Origin of the sequence: Pantoea sp. SM3 (genome assembly GCF_000963995.1) — a bacterium.
Taxonomy (GTDB): domain Bacteria; phylum Pseudomonadota; class Gammaproteobacteria; order Enterobacterales; family Enterobacteriaceae; genus Pantoea; species Pantoea rwandensis_B.
This window is the reverse complement of sequence record NZ_JZRD01000014.1, coordinates 104,924-127,197: the sequence shown is the minus strand read 5'-3', so window position 1 is coordinate 127,197 and position 22,274 is coordinate 104,924. Positions and strand designations below refer to the sequence as shown.

Sequence of the window (22,274 nt, the reverse complement as noted above, 5' to 3'; positions counted from 1 at the left end):
AAACCCGTTCCAGCGCCGTGCCAATCGTTTGCGTAAAAAGAGGGGATTGGCGCTACCGTCACCTGACAAAACCGTTTACACTGTTGGCCTTCGCCCCTTGCCGGGGCCTAAACTGCCGTTAAAAAAGTTAGCTAGTCAGGAGATGCCGGATGTTAAAGCGTGATATGAACATTGCCGATTATGATGCCGAGTTGTGGCAGGCTATGGAGCAAGAGAAGGTGCGTCAGGAAGAGCACATCGAACTGATTGCTTCTGAAAACTACACCAGCCCACGCGTTATGCAGGCGCAAGGTTCACAGCTCACCAACAAATATGCTGAAGGGTATCCGGGCAAACGCTACTACGGCGGATGTGAATACGTTGATATCGTTGAGCAGCTGGCGATCGATCGCGCGAAAGCGCTGTTTGGCGCAGACTTTGCCAACGTACAGCCGCACTCTGGCTCACAGGCTAACTTCGCGGTTTACACTGCGCTGTTGCAGCCGGGCGACACCATCCTCGGTATGAACCTGGCGCACGGTGGTCACCTGACGCACGGTTCACCAGTGAACCTGTCAGGCAAGCTGTATAACGTCATCCCTTACGGCATCGACGAAACCGGCAAAATCAACTACGACGAACTGGCTGAGCTGGCTAAAACGCATAAGCCAAAAATGATCGTCGGTGGTTTCTCTGCATACTCTGGCGTGTGCGACTGGGCAAAAATGCGCGAAATCGCAGATAGCGTGGGCGCTTACCTGTTCGTTGACATGGCTCACGTTGCCGGTCTGATCGCCGCTGATGTGTACCCGAACCCAGTTCCACATGCACACATCGTGACCTCAACCACCCACAAGACCCTGGCGGGTCCACGTGGTGGCCTGATTCTGGCGAAAAACGGTGACGAAGACCTGTACAAAAAACTGAACTCTGCGGTATTCCCGGGTGGTCAGGGCGGCCCGCTGATGCACGTGATCGCGGGTAAAGCGGTGGCGTTCAAAGAAGCAATGGAGCCAGAGTTCAAATCTTACCAGCAGCAAGTGGCTAAAAACGCCAAAGCAATGGTTGAGGTTCTGTTGGAGCGTGGCTACAACATCGTTTCAGGCGGTACTTATAACCACCTGTTCCTGATCGATCTGGTGAGCAAAAACCTGACCGGTAAAGAAGCTGATGCCGCGCTGGGCCGTGCTAACATCACTGTGAACAAAAACAGCGTACCTAACGATCCGAAGAGTCCATTTGTGACCTCCGGTGTGCGTATTGGTACTCCAGCGGTTACACGTCGTGGCTTCAAAGAAGCAGATGTGCGCGAGCTGGCTGGCTGGATCGCTGACGTGCTGGACAACATCAACGACGAAGCGACCATTGAGCGCACCAAGCAGAAGGTACTGGATATCTGTGCGCGTCTGCCTGTGTATGCCTGATTTGGCACCATGTTGATGTGATTAAAAAGGATGGCGCTGGCCATCCTTTTTTTATGCACGCGATCCGTGCTGAATAGAGTTGACACACCACACACACCGCACACACCGCACACACCGCACATGAAGCGTTCACGCAGACCTTGTTATTACGGTGCCTGAGGTATGACTTCCGATGCGAAGCCTGTCGCAGAAAAAACGATTCCCCGACCTTTCATTTCCCTTTTGTTCAAGCCTCTGACAAAGTAGCGGCCCAATGGGCTGCGGGCGCAGCTGACATGCCTGTGGGAGGCAAAATGACCATCGGATCGGCCAGATGGCTGGGACTCAGCTACTTCACCTACTTCTTCTGTTACGGCATCTACTTACCTTTCTGGAGCGTCTGGCTCAAAGGCATAGGCCTGGATGCTGAAAAAATCGGCTTACTGCTCGGTTGCGGCATGGTGGCGCGATTTGTCGGTAGCCTGCTGATCGCCTCGCAGGTTAAAAATCCTTCTCAGCTGATTCTGTCGTTGCGGCTGCTGGCATTGATGACGTGCCTGTTTGCGTTAGGTTTCTGGTTTGGTGGCCAATGGTTATGGCTGCTACTGGTCATGGTGGGCTTCAACCTGTTTTTCTCGCCATTGGTGCCGCTCAGCGATGCGCTGGCAGCGACCTGGACGCAGCAAATTGGCCTGGCTTATGGCCCGGTGCGGCTATGGGGTTCGCTGGCGTTTGTGATTAGCTCTGCGCTGACGGGGATGCTGGTGAGTGCCTGGTCATCACAGGCGATTCTGGCACTGCTGAGTGCGGGCTTGCTGGCAATGCTTAGCGGCATGATGTTAGTACCTAAAACCCGGCCACAAGGTGATGCGCGGCAGGGGGCAAGCGGCGGTTGGGCGGCGTGGCGCGATATGCTAAGGGAGAACGCGGTCTGGCGCTTTATGTTATGCGTGACGCTAATGCAGGGGGCACATGCAGCTTATTACAGCTTCGGTGCCATCTGGTGGCAGGAAGCAGGCTATTCCGCATCGGTGATTGGCTATCTATGGTCGTTGGGAGTGGTGGCGGAAATCGTCATATTTGCGCTGAGCAATCGTCTGTTTCGCCGTTGGAGTGCCCGTGACCTGTTGCTACTTTCATGCTGTTGCGCGTTAGTGCGCTGGGTGATGCTGGGATCCAGCACCGCACTGCCGCTGTTAATTGCTGCTCAGATTTTGCATTGTGGCAGCTTCACCGTATGTCACCTGGCGGCAATGCGCTTTATAGCCGCACGTCAGGGCGCCGAGGTGATTCGGTTGCAATCGCTTTATTCTGCACTGGCGATGGGGGGCGGAATTGCAGTGATGACAATGATCAGCGGCGTGCTGTTTACCCATTTACAGGGACATCTGTTCTGGGTGATGGCACTGGTGGCGCTTCCTGCATTGTTCCTGCGTCCGCGCGCCGCTTAAGCTTCCAGCAGTTGACGAATGCGCTGCTGCTGATGATAGCTTAGCGGCAGCTCGGCATGGATCAGTGGGGGGGAGAACAGCGGTAACGATGTGGCGTAAGGTGTGATCACCAGCGCCACGTCACGCGGTGCACCTTCTCGCTGAAAGTGCAGCATATCCTGATAAGTGATGTTGATGGGCAGTAGCGTTATCTCGCGGATTTGCTGCTCCAGTAATTGTTCCATTGCCGCATCCGCGCCGGTCAACAGCAGTACCTGCTTCTCCTGCAGTGCGCTATCCTGCATCAGCCAGGCCCCGAACAACACTGCCACCAGACTGACTTCCTCCGCGCTGAATTCCGTGCCGAAATCACTGCTGAAGTGGTAGAGCGCGCGTTCGGTGGTGCGCAGTAAACGTGGATAAAGACGCGCCACGTCCAATGCCACACTGTTATCGATCCCAATGGCAAAGTGACTGCGATCCAGCGCTTGCGCCAGATGCGTGAATAATTGCAATTTCAGCTCGTGCTGATTTTTGACGCGTGTCTGCGCCAGCTGTTCAAAACGGGCGATTAACGCTTCTACGGCCAACATGAGTTGCTGCGCCTGGTGGTCTTCAAGCTGATTCCCATCCGGCGCATGAATCAAACTGAACAGCAGCGTCCAGAAGTCGGTTTCGCTAACGTCCGGCGCTAAATGGCAGCGTTTCTGCCAGTGATGAATCACATCATCTGCGGCAGCACGCTCGGTTTTTGCTGCCAGCCATGCCCGCTGTTTTTCATTAAACAGTGCATTTTGCCGTTGGCACAGCGCGTATTTCATAAAGATTTGCAGGAACAGGCGATCGCGCGGCGTGAAATCGCGGCTCAGTCGCAGACTACAATGTTGAATTAACGCCTGCAGATTGGTTTCATCCCACAGCGCCTTTTCGATATTGAGGACTTTCAGGCGCTGACGCAGCACGGGAGCAAAATGTTCGCAGACGAAATCCTGCGACAGGCGCAGTGCGCGTCGCAGCCAATGGAGCAGGCAGAGCCGCCTGTCCAGTTCCGTCCCATGTATGCGGAAGCTGCCATCCACCATCTGGTGTAACTCCAGTTGATGGAAGCGCTGTATCTCATCACCGACATCCGCGATATCCTGTCGGGCAACGGCAGGATCAACACCATTTAACTGGCAGAGCTTTTCAAGCGTTAGCGCGGGAGCAGGCAGAAACAGTAGCAATAGCAGATGACAACGACGCTGGGCACGGCTGAAGAGTGGTGCAGATGAAGGTGCAGAACTCATCAATAGTATTATCCGCGGGTCATTTTTGAGCTAAGAATAGCTAACTCCACGCGGTAACCCTGCACTTTGTCGTGACTTTTGCTCAGAGCTTTTAGGCGGGTCACAGTTTTTCTGGACCAGTATAATCTTCACTTGAGAATTGTTACTTTATAACACATGAAAATTGCGCTTATTACTTTTACGCTGTTGTTCAGCGCAGCGGCCTGGTCACATCCGCACAGCTTTATCGATATGAAAACCGAGTTCGTTAGCGACAAAGATCATCTGACGGGGATGAAAATGGTGTGGACGATGGATGAAATCACCTCGGCCGATCTGCTCTACGATGCAGGCAAGGCGAAACCGGGCGATGTGGTATGGAAAAAGCTGGCGGCTCAGGTGATGGCGAATGTATTGGGCCAGCACTATTTCTCTGAAGTCTGGCAGGATAAAACGCGGGTGAAGTTCCTGAATTTACCTAAGGAGTACAATTTGTCGCGCAATGGCAATAAAGCGGTGCTGGAATTCATCGTCCCATTTGGTGAACCCCAGTCGTTGAGCGCAAAACAGTATCGCATTCAGACCTTTGACCCAAGCTACTTTGTTGATATGTATTACGATAACCCACAGGCATTAACCATGGACGACAGCGTCAAAGCACACTGTCAGATTGACCTGCATACCCCAAAACCGGATGACTCGCTCAAGCAATACGCGCTGTCGCTGGATAAAGCCGATGCGCCGCCGGAAGACATGGATCTTGGTCAGCAATTCGCGCAAACGGTAACCCTGACATGTCATTGATTTCACTGCCTTCTCGATCACGCCGTTTGTGGCCGCTATGGTTGCTGGCCGTAGTGATGCTGGCTGCCGGATTTACCTTGTGGCAGCACTGGTCGCAAATTTTGCTGCAAAGTGTGTTGTGGCAGAAAATCCTGAATCGAGAGATGACCCAACTCCTGCAGCAAGTCGCGGAACAGCCTCAGCAGGCGGGATTGACCTTGATGCTCTTCAGTCTGGCTTATGGTGTGCTGCACGCGTTGGGTCCAGGGCACGGCAAAGTGGTCATCAGCACCTTTCTGGCAACGCATCCCGCGAAGCTGAAAACCAGCATGAAACTGACGTTATTGGCCGCACTCTTACAAGGTGGTGTGGCGATTGGTTTGGTCACAGTGATGCTGGTGGTATTGCAAACCTCATCGCGGCAGATGCATCTCGGCAGTTACTGGCTGGAGAAGGGCAGCTACCTGCTGGTAATGGCATTGGGCGTCTGGGTCGGTTGGCGCGCTTTGCGCGCTCTTTATCAGGGATTGCGTCCTGCGCCGCAAAAAATGCAGATCCGCGCCATTCGCCCGCACCATCAGCATGATGAACATTGCGGTTGCGGTCACGCCCATTTACCCAGTGCGGAACAGATGGAGCAGGCAGTGAGTGGCAAAACTCAGGCGCTGGTGGTGCTATCCATGGGCATGCGTCCCTGTTCTGGTGCCATCATGATGCTGCTGTTTGCCAAGGTGATTGGCGTTTATGCGTGGGGCGTGGCTTCTGCCATTGCGATGGCCATCGGTACCGCCGTGACCGTGTCTGCAATGGGTTTGTTAGTTCAGCGTTCGCGTCGCCTGGCCGAGAAGTTGGGCGCGGCAAACGGCGATTCGCAACGGGCGAAAGTCGTTATGTCTGCACTGGCGTTAACGGGTGGGGTAGTGCTGATGTTAGCGGGGTGGTTACTGTGGCAAAGTGCACAGCCGATAATGAGTAGCGGGTTGCGTCCGTTTTAACGACGAAAACAAGGCGGATGTGATATCCGCCTTGTTTGTGCTTAGCGCTTCAGCGCTTCGCTCAGTTCTTCACGCATGGTCGCCAGCATGGCTTTCACAACGCGTGGGTTACCTGCAACGATGTTACCTGACATCATGTAACCGTGGTTGCCGGTGAAATCTGTCACCAGGCCGCCCGCTTCGCGCACCAGCAGTTCACCTGCGGCGAAATCCCATGGCTTCAGGCCGATCTCGAAGAAACCGTCCACACGGCCAGCGGCCACGTAAGCCAGATCCAGCGCAGCAGAACCGGTGCGACGGAAATCTGCACACTGGGTAAACAGTTTGCCGACGATGTTGATGTAAGGGGTCGCGTGCTGCTTCAGCTTGAACGGGAAGCCGGTCGCGAGGATGGTGCCATCCAGATCGCGCGCGGTGCTGCCACGCAGACGGTAGCCGTTCAGCTGTGCGCCCTGACCGCGTACAGCGGTGAACAGTTCGTTACGCATTGGATCGTAAACCACAGCCACTTCGGTGCGGCCTTTGATGCGCACTGCGATTGAGACTGAGAAGTGGGGTAAACGTTTAATGAAGTTGGTGGTGCCATCCAGCGGATCGATTACCCATTGAATGTCCTGATCGTCACCCGCCAGTTCACCGCTTTCTTCGGTGATAATGGAGTGCTGCGGGTAGGATTTGCGAATCACTTCGACAATCAGACGTTCTGCGTCGCGGTCAACATTGGTAACGAAGTCGTTGCTGCCTTTCTGGCTGGCTTCGACAGCGTCCGGGGTTTCATAATTCTTGGCAATTAAATTTCCGGCCTTGCGCGCTGCGCGCACGGCGATGTTGAGCATCGGATGCATCGGTATCTCTCGCTGGATGTTAAAGAACGGGTGAAAACGGCGCGGAGTATATCAGGGTGTTCAGCAAATGTCCTGCTTTTATGCTAGGCTACGCGCCATCATTTTCTCACCGCTCACTATTATGCTGCAAAATATCCGAATCGTACTGGTAGAAACCTCGCACACTGGCAACATGGGCTCTGTCGCTCGCGCCATGAAAACCATGGGCTTAACCAATCTTTATCTGGTCAATCCGCTGGTCAAACCTGACTCGCAGGCGATCTCTCTTGCCGCCGGCGCCAGCGATGTGATTGGCGATGCAAAAATCGTGGACACGCTGGACGAAGCGATTGCGGGCTGTAGCCTGGTTGTCGGCACCAGCGCACGTTCCCGTTCGCTGCCCTGGCCGATGCTGGATTCACGTGAATGCGGTATCAAAAGCGTGGAAGAGGGCCAGCAGGCACCAGTGGCTTTAGTCTTTGGTCGTGAACGCGTGGGCCTGACCAACGAAGAGTTGCAGAAGTGCCACTATCACGTCGCCATTCAAGCGAATCCGGAATACAGCTCGCTGAACCTGGCGATGGCAGTGCAGATCATCGCTTATGAAGTGCGTATGGCATGGCTGGAGGCGCAGGAACAGGCCAATCCTCAGCCGCAAGAAGAAGAGTCACCGTATCCGTTAGTGGACGATCTGGAGCGCTTCTATCAGCACATCGAAAAGATGATGCTGGACAGCGGCTTTATTCGCGAGGGCACCCCGAGCCAGGTGATGAGCAAACTGCGTCGTCTTTATACTCGCGCGCGCCCGGAACGTGATGAACTTAATATCCTGCGCGGTATGCTGGCTTCGTTCCAAAAGCCTAAAGGTGATAAGGGTAATAGTTGAGTAAAACAGTTGGTTAAATAGTTGAGTAAATTACTTGGTTAAATAGTTGACCGTTTTACTCAGGAATGGCAGACTGGCGTCAATTCATCAGATAGCCCGCCGATACCCGGACGGACGCTTACGAGGTTGTATGCTATGAGACTGACATCCAAAGGACGTTATGCCGTAACCGCTATGCTGGACGTTGCACTGCACTCAAACGAGGGCCCGGTGCCGCTGGCTGATATTTCTGAGCGTCAGGGCATTTCGCTCTCCTATCTGGAGCAGTTATTCTCACGTCTGCGTAAGCACGGTTTAGTGGCCAGCGTTCGTGGTCCGGGCGGTGGTTATCTGTTAGGTAAAGATGCCGGCGCGATTGCGGTTGGCGCGGTGATCACGGCGGTTGACGAATCTGTTGATGCCACCAAATGCCAGGGCAAAGAAGGCTGCCAGGGTGGTGAGCGCTGCCTGACTCACGTCCTGTGGCGTGATCTGAGTGAGCGCATCAGCGAATTCCTCAACAACATTACGCTGGCTGAACTGGTGAACAACCAGGAAATTCTGGATGTGGCTGACCGTCAGAACATGACCGACAACCGTCGCTTCCAGCAGCACCGTATGCAGGAAACCATTAACGTTAATCTGCGTGCTTAATCCCGTCTAAGCCCCCAACCCTTGATGATTCGAGGTGCAGGAAGGCGGCAAGCGAATGAATCCCCCAGGCGCTTTCATCAGTAAGTGACTGGGGTGAATTAGCGCAGCCAACGCACCTGCGGCTTGAGCATGACGGGTTCACACAGCCGGGGCTGAATCGTGCTATAAAGACGTATGATTTTTTATACGGAGTTTTAGCGCAATGAAATTACCGATTTACCTGGATTACGCAGCGACAACGCCTGCCGATCCGCGTGTCGCCACCAAAATGATGCAGTTCCTCACTTTGGATGGCACCTTCGGTAACCCCGCTTCCCGTTCTCACCGTTTTGGCTGGCAGGCTGAAGAAGCCGTTGATGTGGCGCGCAATCAGATTGCTGAGCTGGTCAACGCCGATCCGCGTGAAATCGTTTTTACTTCCGGTGCCACTGAAGCTGATAACCTCGCCATCAAAGGTGCGGCTCAATTCCATCAGGCACGCGGCAAACACGTCATTACCAGTCAAACTGAGCACAAAGCGGTGCTGGATAGCTGTCAGCAACTGGAGCGTGAAGGTTTCGACGTCACTTATCTGCAACCCGGCAGTGATGGCATTATTACGCCTGCAATGCTGGAAGCTGCACTGCGCGACGATACCGTGCTGGTTTCTCTGATGCATGTGAACAACGAAACCGGCGTGGTTCAGGATATTGCTGCGCTCGGCGCCTTGTGCCGTGCGCGTGACATTCTGTTCCATGTTGATGCCACCCAAAGTGTCGGTAAATTGCCGATTGATGTCGCCGTACTGCCGGTGGATCTGATGTCGTTTTCAGCGCATAAGCTGTACGGCCCAAAAGGCATTGGTGCGCTGTGGGTGCGTCGTAAACCGAAACTGCAGATCGATGCGCAGATGCATGGTGGTGGACACGAGCGCGGTATGCGTTCCGGTACGTTGCCGGTGCATCAGATTGTTGGCATGGGCGAAGCGTACCGTATCGCACGTGAAGAGATGAGCAGCGAAATGGCTCGTCTGTCGGCTATGCGCGAACGTCTGTGGCACGGTATCAGCCGCTTAGAGAATGTGAAGATTAACGGTTCGCTTGAGCAGGGCGCACCGAATATTTTGAACCTCAGTTTTGCTCAGGTTGAGGGTGAATCCTTGATCATGGCGCTAAAAGATCTGGCGCTGTCATCGGGTTCTGCCTGTACCTCGGCCAGTCTCGAACCCTCTTATGTATTGCGCGCCATGGGTGTTGAGCAGGAACTGGCACACAGTTCACTGCGCTTCTCGCTGGGGCGTTTCACCACCGAAGAGGAAATTGACTACGCCATTGAGCTGGTCAATAAAGCGGTCAGCCGTTTACGGGCATTCACGCCCGCCACGTCCCGCTAATTCATGCACTCCCTTGCGCCGGTTCTGGCGCAAGGTGACACCTAACGCAAACGGAGCTACGCGATGACAACACAACCGATGACGATTACGCTCAGCTCCCAGGCCGCCGATGCGCGCTGGGGTGAAAAAGCACTGCTGAGCAGCACTGAAAGTGGCATGACCCTTCACCTGACTGGCGCCGATGCGCTGATGAGCATCCAGCGCGCAGGGCGCAAGCTGGACGGTCAGGGGATCCGCCACGTCGCACTGAGCGGCGAAGAGTGGGATTTGGAAAAATGCTGGGCATTCTGGCAAGGCTATCGCAGCCCGAAAGGCAAACGCCAGGTAGAGTGGCCAGCATTAAGCGAAAACGATCAGACAGAATTTGATCGTCGTCTTAAAATCGTTGACTGGGTACGTGACACCATCAACCTGCCTGCGGAAGACCTCAGCCCGGAACAACTGGCGCACAGCGCGATCGATTTGATCAGCGAAGTGGGCGGTGACGCAGTGAGCTATCGCATCACCAAAGGCGAAGATCTGCGCGAGCAGGGTTATGCGGGTATTCACACCGTGGGCCGTGGTTCAACCCGCGCACCTGTGCTGCTGGCGCTCGACTTCAACCCAGGCGGCGATGAAAATGCGCCGGTATACGCTTGCCTGGTCGGCAAAGGCATTACCTTTGATACCGGTGGTTACAGCCTGAAGCAGAGCGCGTTTATGGATTCGATGAAATCCGACATGGGCGGTGCAGCGACGGTGACTGGCGCGCTGGCGTTGGCGATTTCACGTGGCCTGACCAAACGTGTGAAGCTGTTCCTGTGCTGTGCAGACAACATGGTGAGCGGTAACGCGTTCCGTCTCGGCGACATCATTCGCTATCGCAACGGCAAGACCGTTGAAGTGATGAACACTGATGCGGAAGGGCGTCTGGTGCTGGCCGATGGCCTGATTGACGCCAGCGAGCAAAATCCTGAGTTACTGATCGATGCAGCAACTCTGACAGGTGCAGCGAAAACGGCGCTGGGCAACGATTATCACGCCCTGTTTACCTTTGACGATGTTCTGGCGGAATCACTGCTGGGTAGCGCAACCGGTGAAAATGAAGCCTTCTGGCGCCTGCCACTGGCTGAATTCCACCGCAGCCATCTGCCTTCAAACTTTGCCGATTTGAACAACATCGCGAGTCCGGCACATGCAGCCGGTGCCAGCAGTGCGGCGGCGTTCCTTTCTCACTTTGTGAGCAAGTACCAGCAGGGCTGGTTGCACATTGACTGTTCTGCGACTTACCGTAAAAGCGCGGTGGATCAATGGTCAGCCGGTGCAACTGGTCTGGGTGTGCGTACCATCGCCAATCTGTTACTGAAATAAAGCCGGTGCGCATGAGTGCGCACGCTGCGTCAATATTCTCCAGGGTCGCCATTCGTGGCGACCACACAGCGCTAAAGCGGCAAAACTCGTGCATGAGCTTGCCGTTTTTTTGGAACTTGATAAATGAGCAATCGTCTTGAAGAGGTGCTGAAGCTGGCCGCCACCGAGCCTGCGCACCGTCCGGAATTCTTTCAACTGCTGCTGGAATCTGACATTTGGGTGCCAGGTGAAAGTCCTGCAGAGCAGTTCGATGCCACCTCACCTGTGGAATTACAGCATTGGGAAAAAGAGGGCGGCGGCAGTGTTATCCCGTTCTTCACCTCAGAAGAAGCAATGGGGGAAGCGATTAAAGAAGAGCAGCCTTACCTACGCCTGCCCGCGCGCACGCTGTTCGAAATGACCCTGGGTGAGAGCCTATTCCTCAATCCTAAGCTGCCCGCCGGCAAAGAGTTTTCACCGGGTGAGATTGCCCATTTGATCGGTGAAGAGGGCAGTGCGCTAAGTCAGCAAACGGTACTGGAAGGGGGCCATGCGCTGCTTCTGTCTGAAGTGGCTGAACCACCCGCACAGATGATTGATTCACTGACGCAGCTATTTGCCAAGTATAAACAGGTACGTCGTGCTTATATTGCCAGCATTCGTGAGAGCGCCACGGAAGAACCCAATTTGCTGATCGGTATCGAAGCGGATAGCAATATCGAGGAGATCATTCAGGCGGCAGGCAGCGTGGCAACCGATACGCTGGCAGATGATGCACCGATTGATATCTGTGAAGTGGTGAGCGAGGAGAAAGGTGTCAGCCATTTCTTTACCGCGCACATCACGCCTTTTTATGAACGTCGCTGGGGGAGTTTCCTGCGCGACTTCAAAGGCAGCCAGCGGATTATTTAAACATCGCTTGTAGCGGTGCGATATCTTGCGAATCTGTCAGCCAAAATGCGGCTGCAGAAACGCGCGAAAATCGCGCCGCTAACCTTCATTGCCATGCTCAAAAGTTTGCTCTGCTAGCTCCTCTTGATTGCCATGCTCAAAAGTTTGCTCTGCTAGCTATCCTTGATTGCCATGCTCAGAAGTTTGCTCTGCTAGCTCCTTTTGATTGCCATGCTCAAAAGTTTGTTTTGCTAGTTGCCCTTCCTTGCTCTGCTTAGCAGCCCAATCGTCTGGCTAAACATTACTTCTCAATCGGTAAATCGTCACGGCTGCCCCATTCGCCCCATGAGCCGTCATACAGCGTGACGTCACGCACGCCCAGCGACGTTAGCGCCAGAATCACTACCACCGCCGTCACACCCGAACCACAGCTGGCGACAATGGGCTGATCCAGTTTAATACCTGCTTTTTCAAACAAATCGCGGAGTTCAGCCGCTGGTTTCAGTTCGCCGTTTACCACCAGATTATTCCACGGCATATTCAGGCTATTCGGGATGTGTCCGCGCAGCAGACCGGGGCGAGGCTCATCCACTTCAGCATTGAAGCGATTGGCGGCACGGGCATCAACGATTTGTGCGCCGCCTTCGTGGCTGATCAACAGCACATCGGTCAGGCGCTTCACCAGCCCACTGTCGTAGTTAGCTTCAAATTCGCCCTCCGGCAGATCAACCGGGCCCGAAGCATTCTCAAAACCTGCCGCTTTCCAGCCCTGCAAACCGCCCGCCAGAATCGACACATTGACGCAGCCAAAGGCGCGCAGCATCCACCATGCACGGGGCGCGGAGAACAGATTGCCCTCGTCATACACCACCAGATGTTTATCCTGATTGACCCCCAGTTCGCGCATCGCCACGGCAAAAGCTTCCGGGCGCGGCATCATATGTGGATATGCGCTGGTGTGATCGGACAAGGCTTCGATATCGAAGAACGGCGCATCCGGTAAATGCCCTGCCAGATATTCCGCCTGAATATCGCGAACCGCTGCCTGACCTGGCGGCAACATGCGCGCATCTAAAACCTGCAACGTTTCATCGGTGTAATGCTCTTTTAACCAATCGGCAGAGACAAACAGGGGAGCTGTCATCGCAACAACCTCTTCTCAATCATCAGAAAACGGAAAGACCCAGTGTCCGGGAATGTGAACGCTATCTCAAGGGTATCGTTGCTAATGTGAGTAGGTTGATGTGAAATTGCGCAGCATACGACTTTTAACCTTTTGGGGCTGGTGAGGGACTTACCATGGTAAAACGTGTTGATCGACTGCTGCTCAGCGTGCTGTTCGGCGGGATACTTTTAGGCGGCACATTGCTGCCGGTGCAAGCGGTTGATGCGCCAGCGGTACAACGCGCGCCACAAGCGCTTTCCGTTATTGACCTCTCAGAGTTGCAACTGGATGGCGCTGCGGCGTTAGTGTTGACCTTCAACACCGCTATCGATAACAAGCAGGACCTCAACGCGCTGATCCACATCAGCGATGAAAAAAGCGGCAAAGTGGATGGCGGTTGGGAGCTGGCGCAAAACGGCAAGGCGCTGCGCTTCCGTCATCCTGAACCTGCGCGCAAGCTGACCATCTCAATTGATTCAGACCTGAAAGCCGCCGATGGTCGCACCTTAGGCAGCCCTTTCAGCCAGACACTTACCACCCGCGATATCCAGCCGATGGTGGGCTTCGCCAGCCGCGGATCGCTGCTGCCGCTGCGCCTGACGCAGGGATTGCCGGTGCTGGCGCTTAATGTGAACAACATTGATGTTGATTTTTTCCGGGTAAAAAGTGCCGCCCTGGCCGATTTTCTCGCCCAGTGGAATTACGGCAATAATCTGTCGTACTGGGAATCACGCGACCTGCTAAAAAATGCCGATCTGGTCTACAGCGGACGTTTTGATCTCAATCCGGGCCGCAACACGCGTGAGAAGATGCAGTTGCCGCTCGGCGACGTTGATGCGCTTAAACAGCCTGGTGTTTATCTGGCGGTGATGAAACAGGCCGGCACTTATAACTACACTCAACCGGCAACCCTGTTCACGCTCAGTGACATTGGTTTATCACTGCACAGCTTTCCGGATCAACTGGAACTCTTTACGCAAAGTCTCGCCAATGGCGCACCGCTGGAAGATGTTAACGTGCGACTGCTGGACGATAAAGGCCAGCAGCTGGCGAGTGGCGCCAGTGATAGCAATGGCCATCTGCGCCTGCCAGCTAACGCCAAAGGCAAACTGTTGCTGGCAACGCAGAAAGGGCAAACCTCGCTGATCGATCTCAATCGCCCGGCGCTGGATCTGGCCGAATTCCCGATTGATGGTCCGCAGGGCTACGATAAACAGTTCTTCCTGTTCGGTCCGCGCGATCTCTATCGCCCTGGTGAAACGGTCATCGTTAATGCGCTGCTGCGTGATGCCGATGGCAAGCCGTTGCCGCCACAGCCGGTCAAAGCCGAAGTGGTGCAACCCAATGGTGAAGTCACCCAGACCTTCGTATGGCAGCCAGAAAATGGGGTATACCAGCAGCGCTTTGCTCTTCCGGCTTCAGCCATGACCGGTGAATGGACGCTGCGCATCAACAGCGGTGATAACCAGCCGCGCAGCTGGTCGTTCCACGTAGAAGATTTTCTGCCTGAACGCATGGCGCTGGCACTAAGCAACAGCGCACAGCCCGTGAAACCAGATGCAGCAGTGACCTTTGATGTTGAGGGTCGTTATCTGTATGGCGCACCGGCCGCCGGCAATGAGTTGCAAGGGCAGCTGTTCCTGCGCCCGGCGCGTGAAGCCGTGGCAGCGCTGCCCGGCTATCAATTTGGCGATATCACTGAAGAACTAAAACGCAGTCTCGATGACGTTGATGACAAGCTGGATGAGAGCGGCAAACTGCAGTTAAACGTGGAAAGCAGCTGGGCAGAAAGTCACTCGCCGCTCAACCTCATCCTGCAAGCCAGCCTGCTGGAAACGGGGGGCCGTCCGGTGACACGCCGCGCGACCCAATCGATCTGGCCCGCGCCCGCGCTGCCGGGGATTCGTCCGCTGTTCAATAGCGAATCGGTGTATGACTATCGCACCGATCGTTATCGTGACGAACCCACCGTACCGGAGAACGGTCTCGCGGAGTTCGATGTGGTGTATGCCAACCCGCAAGGTGAGAAGCTGGCTGCACAGGATCTGGATGTGCGTCTGATTCACGAACGTCGTGACTATTACTGGAGCTTCTCGGACAGCGAAGGTTGGCAGTCACGCTATGACCAAAAGGATCTGCAGGAAGATGAGCAGCGGATCAACATTGCGGCGGGGGGCAGCCAGAAAATCAGCTTCCCGGTGGAGTGGGGTACTTATCGTCTGGAAGTGCATGCGGGTGAGAATATCATTAGCAGCGTGCGCTTTAATGCGGGTTACTGGTGGCAGGACAACACTGATGGCACCGGTGCGTTACGTCCCGATCAGGTCAAACTGAAAATTGATAAAAGCGCCTACCAACCGGGTGATACTGCAAAAGTACAGGTGGAATCACCGGCTGCGGGTAAAGGCTATCTGATGGTGGAGTCCAGCAGCGGCACGCTGTGGTGGCAGCCACTGGATGTTCCTGCCGGTGGCACGACCATTGATGTACCGATTAATGAGAGCTGGAAGCGTCACGATCTCTATCTCAGCGCCATCGTGGTGCGTGACGGCGATAAAGCCAACGGCACCACGCCGAAAAGGGCGGTGGGGCTGCTGCATTTGCCGATGGCGACCGAAGCGCGACGTCTCAATCTGGCGATGGATGCGCCTGAAAAAATCCGCCCTGAGCAGACGATAAAAGTGAAGGTGAAAGCCAGCCGTGAAGGCGGCGAGTTGCCTAAGCAGGTTCAGGTCTTGCTGTCAGCGGTGGACAGTGGCGTATTGAGCATCACTGATTACCCAACGCCGGATCCGTGGGACGCCTTTTTTGGCCGTAAGCGTTACAACGCCGATCAATATGATGTGTATGGTCAGTTGATCGAAGGCGGCGGCAAGCTGGCGGCACTGCGTTTCGGTGGTGATGGCGACGATGCCGATGCATTGTCACGCGGCGGTAAAAAGCCGGTCACCGATGTGCAGATCGTTGCACAACAATTGCAGCCAGTCACGCTGGATGCCAACGGTGAAGGCACGATCGAACTCCCCATTCCGGCCTTTAATGGCGAGTTACGCTTGATGGCGCAAGTGTGGAGTGCAGACAGCTTCGGCTCAGCAGAACGCAAAATGGTCGTGGCCGCGCCGCTCATCAGTGAACTGGCGACGCCGCGCTTTATGGCCAGCGGTGACCAGTCGACGCTGGCGCTGGATCTCACCAACCTGACCGATCAACCGCAGACGTTAAAAGTCGATGTGACCACACAGGGGCTGATAGCCCTGAACGGCACAGTCACCTCCAGCGTGCAACTGGCGAAGGGCGCACGCACGACCTTGCCAATCCCGGTTAAAGCGCAGGGCGCCTTTGGTGAGGGGGCAGTGCAGGTCAAGGTCTCAGGTATGAGTCTGCCGGGTGAGACGCTGGCGTCGAGCGAGCGTAAATGGACCATTGGCGTGCGTCCGGCTTATCCGGCCCAAACCCTGAGTTTCGACAACGTGATGCAAACTGGCCAAAGCTGGCAGGTGGTGGCAAGTGCCTTTAACGGCCTGCAAAAGGATACGCTGACGGGACAGTTGTCGCTGAGTAATCGTCCACCTCTGAATATCGCCAGCTTTATCAGTCAGCTGTATGCCTATCCCTATGGCTGTCTGGAGCAGACCGCCAGTGGCATCTGGCCATCGGTGTTCACCAACAAAGCGCAGCTGGATGCGCTGGGTATCAAAACCAGCACCGATGAGGCTCGCCGGGCATCGATTGCCACGGGTATTGCGCGCCTGGCGGGTATGCAGCTCGGCAATGGCAGCTTTGGTTTGTGGAGTAAAGAGAGTCAGGAAGAGTTCTGGCTGACAGCTTACGTCACCGATTTCCTGCTGCGTGCCAGCGAAGCCGGTTACAGCGTGCCGGAAGGGGTGATCGGCCGTGCCGATGAGCGCTTGCTACGTTATCTGCAAGATCCGGCGCAAATCGAAACCAGCTGGAGCAGCGATGCTGATGGATTGCGCTTCAGTGTGCAGGCTTATGCGGGTCTGGTTTTGGCACGTCAGCAGCAGGCGCCGCTCGGTGCTTTGCGTGCGCTGTATGAAAAGCGTGAGCAGGCGAAGTCTGGCCTGGCGCTGGTGCAGTTGGGAGTGGCGCTGAAGCTCATGGGCGATCAGCAGCGTGCGCAGTCAGCGCTGGCGCAGGGCATCGGGCTTGAGCGCAAACCCAACAACTGGTTAGGCGATTACGGCAGCCCGGTGCGTGACCGTGCGCTGATTCTCGCACTCCTCACAGAAAATCAGTTACTGCCCGATATGCAGGGGCCGCTGTTGATTGATTTGGCAAAAGCGGTACATGGCCAGCGCTGGTTCTCCACCCAGGAAAACAATGCGCTGTTCCTCGCTGCACGTACCTTGCAGCAGCACAAAGGTGAACAATGGCAGGCCACGCTTCAGGGAAGAGGCGAGCCGCTGAGCAGCAATCAGACGCTCAATATGGGCATCAGCGAAGATCAGCTGCGACAGGGCTTGTTGGTGAAGAGCGACAATGCCTCACCGCTGTACGGCACGCTCAATGTCGTAGGCTATCCGCAAACGGCACCGTCGCCGATCAGCAACGTGCTGAAGATCACCCGTGAGTATTTCACCCTGGACGGTAAGCCTGCCGACCTCACCAACCTGAAAAGTGGTGAATTGCTGGTGGTGCGATTGAAAGTGGCGGCCAGCGAGCGGGTCAGTGATGCGCTGGTGGTGGATTTACTGCCTGCGGGGCTGGAACTGGAAAACCAGAACCTGAGCGACAGCAGCGCCAGCCTGGGCGACAGTGCTGATGCGCTGAAGGAGAGCATGATGGATATGCAGCAGGCCAACATCAAACACATCGAGTTCCGCGATGATCGCTTTGTCGCCGCACTGGCGCTGGATGGCTACACGCCGGGCACGCTGCTGTATCTGGCGCGAGCCGTGACGCCGGGCAGCTATCGCCTGCCGCCACCGCAGGTTGAGTCAATGTATGTGCCAGAGTGGCGCGCGATTGGCACCACGCCGGAAAAATTAAATGTGCGCTAAGCGGTAATGAAAAAAGGTTACGCATGGAAGCGGTGGCGCTGGCTGCCGCTTTTTTTACTGCTGATGCTCGTCGGTATAGGGCTACTGGATCGACTCGATCCCCTGCCGCTGCAGGAAGTGCAACCTGCGCGCGTGGTGGTCGCTGAGGATGGCACGCCGCTATGGCGTTTTGCCGACAAGCAAGGCATCTGGCGCTATCCGGTGACGCTTGAAGAGGTTTCACCCGAGTATATTCAGGCGCTGCTGACTTACGAAGACCGTTGGTTCTGGCACCATCCCGGTATCAATCCGATGGCGATTGTGCGTGCCATCGGGCAAAACCTGCTGCATCACGGCATCGTCTCAGGTGGCAGTACGCTGACCATGCAGGTAGCGCGGTTGATCGATCCACAACCGCGTACGCTGCGTGGCAAGGTGGTGCAGGCCTGGCGAGCGCTACAGCTGGAGTGGCACTTATCCAAGCGCGACATTCTCACACTCTATCTCAATCGGGCGCCGTTTGGCGGCACGGTGGAAGGCATTGGCGCAGCAAGCTGGATGTGGCTGGGTAAGCCGCCGTCTCAGCTCACCAAAGGTGAGGCAGCGTTGCTCGCCGTGCTGCCACAGGCACCAAGCCGTCTGCGCCCGGATCGCTGGCCGCAACGTGCGGAAGTGGCGCGCAATAAAGTGCTGGATCGACTGGCAGAGTATCAGGTGTGGTCAGCGCAGGATGTAGCGGAGATCAAACAGGAAGCGGTGTGGCTACCGCCGCGTCAGGTTCCACAAATGGCACCGTTGCTGGCGCGTCGCCTGTTGTCGCTCTCACCCGACAACAAAATTCGTTCGACCATTGATGTGTCGCTGCAGCGCGAGCTGGAAAGTCTGGCGTCATCGCTAAAAAACCAGCTGCCACCGCGCACTTCGCTGGCGTTGCTGGTGGTGGATCACCGCAGCATGAAAGTGCGCGGCTATGTTGGCTCAGTGTCCTTCAATGACGACAGTCGCTTTGGGCATGTCGATATGATCTCCAGCGTGCGATCCCCCGGATCGGTGTTGAAACCTTTTGTTTACGGCATGGCGCTGGATGAGGGGCTGATCCACGGTGAATCACTGCTGCAGGATGTGCCACGCCGTTTTGGTGATTACCGTCCCGGTAATTTTGACGCCGGTTTTCACGGCCCGGTAAGTGCCAGCGAGGCGCTGGAGCGTTCACTGAATTTACCTGCAGTCCAACTTCTGGATGCGCTTGGCCCGAAAACGGTGGCGGCGCGTCTGCGTAACGTTGGATTGAATCTGCGCTTTCCGGCAGGGGCCGAACCCAATCTTTCACTGGTGCTCGGCGGCACGGGTGCGCAGCTGGATGAGATTGTCGCGGCATATAGCGCTTTTGCCCGTCAGGGGAGTGCCGCGCAGCTGCGCTGGCTGCCCAATCAGCCATTGCAAGAGCGGCCACTGCTTTCGCCGGGCGCAGCCTGGATTGTGCGGCGCATTCTGGCTGGAGAAGCTCAGCCATCAGGCGCCGTTCCGGATATTGCACCGCTGGCCTGGAAAACCGGCACCAGTTATGGCTACCGCGATGCATGGACGATTGGCATTACGCCCCGCTATTTAATCGGCGTGTGGGTTGGCAGACCGGATGCCACACCGGTTGCCGGTCAGTTTGGTTTTGCTTCTGCGGTACCGGTGATGAACCAGGTCAATAATCTGCTGGCGGGGCATATGTCAGTGCGCGCTGCGCCGCGCGATCCGCGGCCGGATTCAGTCAGCGCCATGAGCATTTGCTGGCCCGGAGGCCAACCCTTGCCAGTGGGTGACGATAACTGTCGCCAGCGTCGCCAGAGCTGGATACTGAACCGAACTGTGCCACCCACACTGCTGGCACCCGGTCAGGAAGGTGTGAATGGTTTACGTCAACGTTATTGGGTCAACCTTCAGGGCTTACGTGTGGCGGCAGATTGCCCCGGCGCACAGAGCCAGGAGAGTCTGATGTGGCCACTGCCGCTGGAACCCTTGCTGCCGCTGTCTGAGCGCCGCGAGCAGCGCCTGCCGCCGGTCGATTCTCGCTGCCCACCCTTAAATCAGGGCAGCGCGCCACCGCTCTTAATCACCGGCGTGATTCAGGGGCAACGCGTGCAGCCGTTGCCGGGCAAAGTGGTATTGGTGCTGCCGGTTGCCGTACAGGGCGGAAGGGGATCGCAGCGCTGGTGGTTTTTGAACGGGCAGCCGGTCGAACAGCAAGCGGGGCAAAACAGTGCGGCGCTGGTCCTCAGTGAACCGGGCCAGTATCAACTGGTGGTCATGGATGAATCGGGTCAACTGGCATCCGTCTCATTTATTCGGGGTTAAATAGCCGCGTATGCCAGATTCTGCGCGTGTTCGCCCCGACAAAAATCAATTATTTTCGATAATTCCACCAATCGGCAATAGGCAACGCCCGATGATGTCCCTATAATCGGCGCGTTTTCTTACCGGGAGCGAGTTCCCGGTTTCTTCAGGATGCTAACTAGAGGTCATCATGGCAATCGAACGTACTTTCTCAATCGTTAAACCAAACGCCGTCGCTAAGAACGTGATTGGTGCTATCTACAACCGTTTTGAAAGCGCAGGCTTCAAAATCGTTGGCGCGAAAATGCTGCACCTGACCAAAGAGCAGGCTGAAGGTTTCTACGCTGAGCACAAAGGCCGTCCATTCTTCGATGGTCTGGTTGAGTTCATGACTTCTGGTCCCGTTGTTGTTTCTGTTCTGGAAGGCGAAAACGCCGTTCAGCGTCACCGTGACCTGATGGGTGCAACCAACCCAGACAACGCGCTGGCCGGTACTCTGCGTGCTGACTACGCTGACAGCTTCACTGAGAACGCGACCCACGGTTCTGACTCAGCTGAATCTGCTGCACGCGAAATCGCTTACTTCTTCGCTGAAAACGAAGTTTGCCCACGCACTCGCTAAGTGCGTTGCTGCCGATGCGGATAAACGTCTTTACACCTTTTCAACATCGGTAAAGTCGTTCCCCTGGCATCATGCAGCAGATGTAGTACAATAATGCGCCCTTGTTGAGCCCGTCTCAGCGAGGGCGCTATTTTTTCCTATTCTTAACCAGAGCCGTAACGTGTAACAACGAGGCCAGAGAACATTATGTCCGAACAGATTGTGACGCCGTCGTCCGCTTCCTCCGTGGTTGTTTCCCCAAAAAACGAAAAAATTAACCTGCTGGATCTTAACCGTCAGCAGATGCGCGAATTCTTTTTAGAGATGGGTGAAAAGCCGTTCCGCGCCGATCAGGTCATGAAGTGGATGTACCACTACTGCTGTGATGATTTCGAGCAGATGACTGATATCAACAAAGTGCTGCGTGGCAAATTGATGCAACGCGCTGAAATCCGTGCGCCGGAAGTGGCGGAAGAGATGCGTTCCAGCGATGGCACCATCAAGTGGGCGATTCGCGTGGGCGATCAGCTGGTCGAAACCGTGTATATCCCGGAAGCTGACCGTGCAACACTGTGCGTCTCCTCACAGGTAGGCTGTGCGCTGGAGTGCAAATTCTGTTCGACTGCGCAGCAGGGCTTCAACCGTAACCTGCGCGTTTCCGAAATCATTGGTCAGGTATGGCGCGCGGCGAAAATTATCGGCGCGGCGAAAATTACCGGCCAGCGTCCGATCACCAACGTGGTGATGATGGGCATGGGCGAGCCATTGCTCAACCTCAACAACGTGGTACCAGCGATGGACATCATGCTGGACGACTTCGGTTTTGGTTTGTCTAAACGTCGCGTGACGCTGTCAACCTCGGGTGTCGTGCCGGCGCTGGATAAACTGGGCGATATGATCGACGTGGCGCTGGCGATTTCACTGCATGCGCCGAACGATGCCATCCGTGACGAAATTGTGCCGATCAACAAAAAGTACAACATCGAAACCTTCCTCGCGGCGGTTAAACGCTACATTGGGAAATCGAACGCCAATCAGGGCCGCGTGACCATTGAGTATGTGATGCTGGATCACATCAATGACAGCACCGACAATGCGCACGAACTGGCTGCACTGCTGAAAGAAACGCCGTGCAAAATTAACCTGATTCCATGGAACCCGTTCCCAGGCGCGCCTTATGGCCGCAGCTCAAACAGTCGTATCGATCGCTTCTCCAAAGTGCTGATGGATTACGGTTTCACCACCATTGTGCGTAAAACGCGTGGCGACGATATTGATGCGGCTTGTGGTCAGTTAGCGGGGGATGTTATCGACCGTACCAAGCGCACCTTGCGTAAGAAGATGGCCGGTGAAGCCATCTCTGTGAAGGCGCTCTGAAACACAGTGCCTGGTG

General features: G+C 55.6%; 16 protein-coding genes. 13 read left to right on the top strand and 3 right to left on the bottom strand.

Translation table 11 applies throughout. From position 1 onward, the window contains the following. Positions 1-149: 149 nt before the first annotated feature. Together glyA and VI01_RS09470 are read left to right on the top strand one after the other, a co-directional pair. On the top strand, positions 150-1,403 hold the full coding sequence (glyA, locus tag VI01_RS09475; protein WP_045814929.1) for a serine hydroxymethyltransferase: 1,254 nt from the start codon (positions 150-152) through the stop codon (positions 1,401-1,403). A 293-nt stretch (positions 1,404-1,696) separates the two neighbouring features. After that, the gene (locus VI01_RS09470) at positions 1,697-2,833 is read left to right on the top strand and encodes a 3-phenylpropionate MFS transporter (RefSeq protein ID WP_045814936.1); all 1,137 of its coding nucleotides are present in this window, start codon (positions 1,697-1,699) and stop codon (positions 2,831-2,833) included. On the opposite strand, the gene csiE is transcribed toward VI01_RS09470, so the two are convergent. After that, positions 2,830-4,098 carry a stationary phase inducible protein CsiE gene (gene csiE, locus VI01_RS09465; protein WP_045814928.1) on the bottom strand — a complete coding sequence of 423 codons (1,269 nt, stop codon included), beginning with the start codon at positions 4,096-4,098 and terminating at the stop codon, positions 2,830-2,832. The genes VI01_RS09470 and csiE overlap by 4 nt on opposite strands. Positions 4,099-4,254: 156 nt before the next feature. On the opposite strand from csiE, the gene VI01_RS09460 reads away from it, so the two are divergent. Further along, complete coding sequence (locus tag VI01_RS09460) at positions 4,255-4,881, top strand: DUF1007 family protein (RefSeq protein ID WP_038645388.1); 627 nt, start codon at positions 4,255-4,257, stop codon at positions 4,879-4,881. Then, positions 4,872-5,855: a nickel/cobalt transporter gene (locus tag VI01_RS09455; protein ID WP_045814927.1), complete on the top strand. Its 984-nt coding sequence runs from the start codon at positions 4,872-4,874 to the stop codon at positions 5,853-5,855. Before VI01_RS09460 ends, VI01_RS09455 begins: the two co-directional genes overlap by 10 nt. A 41-nt stretch (positions 5,856-5,896) precedes the next feature. Here VI01_RS09455 and suhB read toward each other — a convergent pair whose 3' ends face one another. Further along, the gene (gene suhB / locus VI01_RS09450) at positions 5,897-6,700 is read right to left on the bottom strand and encodes an inositol-1-monophosphatase (protein WP_034825653.1); all 804 of its coding nucleotides are present in this window, start codon (positions 6,698-6,700) and stop codon (positions 5,897-5,899) included. A 121-nt stretch (positions 6,701-6,821) separates the two neighbouring features. Between suhB and trmJ the strand changes: the two genes are divergently transcribed. The 5 genes from trmJ to sseB all read left to right on the top strand — a co-directional run bounded on the left by trmJ (position 6,822) and on the right by sseB (position 11,811). Beyond that, complete coding sequence (gene trmJ, locus VI01_RS09445; protein WP_038649961.1) at positions 6,822-7,565, top strand: tRNA (cytosine(32)/uridine(32)-2'-O)-methyltransferase TrmJ; 744 nt, start codon at positions 6,822-6,824, stop codon at positions 7,563-7,565. Between the two features lie 135 nt (positions 7,566-7,700). Further along, entirely contained in the window at positions 7,701-8,198 is a 498-nt protein-coding gene (gene iscR / locus VI01_RS09440; protein ID WP_038645393.1) for a Fe-S cluster assembly transcriptional regulator IscR, read from the top strand. A gap of 202 nt (positions 8,199-8,400) precedes the next feature. After that, on the top strand, positions 8,401-9,570 hold the full coding sequence (locus VI01_RS09435; RefSeq protein ID WP_045814926.1) for an IscS subfamily cysteine desulfurase: 1,170 nt from the start codon (positions 8,401-8,403) through the stop codon (positions 9,568-9,570). Positions 9,571-9,633: 63 nt separating this feature from the next. After that, positions 9,634-10,920 (top strand): aminopeptidase PepB, encoded by a 1,287-nt coding sequence (pepB, locus tag VI01_RS09430; RefSeq protein WP_045814925.1) that lies wholly within the window; start codon positions 9,634-9,636, stop codon positions 10,918-10,920. 123 nt (positions 10,921-11,043) lie between these two features. Further along, positions 11,044-11,811, top strand: a complete 768-nt coding sequence (gene sseB, locus VI01_RS09425) for an enhanced serine sensitivity protein SseB (RefSeq protein WP_045814924.1) — start codon at positions 11,044-11,046, stop codon at positions 11,809-11,811. A 280-nt stretch (positions 11,812-12,091) separates the two neighbouring features. Here the strand turns inward: sseB and sseA are convergent, their stop codons facing one another. Further along, a complete protein-coding gene (sseA, locus tag VI01_RS09420) occupies positions 12,092-12,934 on the bottom strand; it encodes a 3-mercaptopyruvate sulfurtransferase (protein ID WP_045814923.1) in 843 nt (280 codons plus the stop codon). Positions 12,935-13,089: 155 nt separating this feature from the next. On the opposite strand from sseA, the gene VI01_RS09415 reads away from it, so the two are divergent. From VI01_RS09415 to VI01_RS09400, 4 genes are all read left to right on the top strand, one after another. Then, positions 13,090-17,976: an alpha-2-macroglobulin gene (locus VI01_RS09415; RefSeq protein WP_045814922.1), complete on the top strand. Its 4,887-nt coding sequence runs from the start codon at positions 13,090-13,092 to the stop codon at positions 17,974-17,976. Between the two features lie 6 nt (positions 17,977-17,982). After that, the gene (gene pbpC / locus VI01_RS09410; RefSeq protein ID WP_045814921.1) at positions 17,983-20,301 is read left to right on the top strand and encodes a peptidoglycan glycosyltransferase PbpC; all 2,319 of its coding nucleotides are present in this window, start codon (positions 17,983-17,985) and stop codon (positions 20,299-20,301) included. Positions 20,302-20,470: 169 nt separating this feature from the next. Continuing rightward, positions 20,471-20,902 (top strand): nucleoside-diphosphate kinase, encoded by a 432-nt coding sequence (ndk, locus tag VI01_RS09405; protein WP_007884899.1) that lies wholly within the window; start codon positions 20,471-20,473, stop codon positions 20,900-20,902. Positions 20,903-21,088: 186 nt separating this feature from the next. Continuing rightward, positions 21,089-22,258 (top strand): bifunctional tRNA (adenosine(37)-C2)-methyltransferase TrmG/ribosomal RNA large subunit methyltransferase RlmN, encoded by a 1,170-nt coding sequence (locus VI01_RS09400; protein ID WP_045814920.1) that lies wholly within the window; start codon positions 21,089-21,091, stop codon positions 22,256-22,258. Positions 22,259-22,274: the final 16 nt, after the last annotated feature.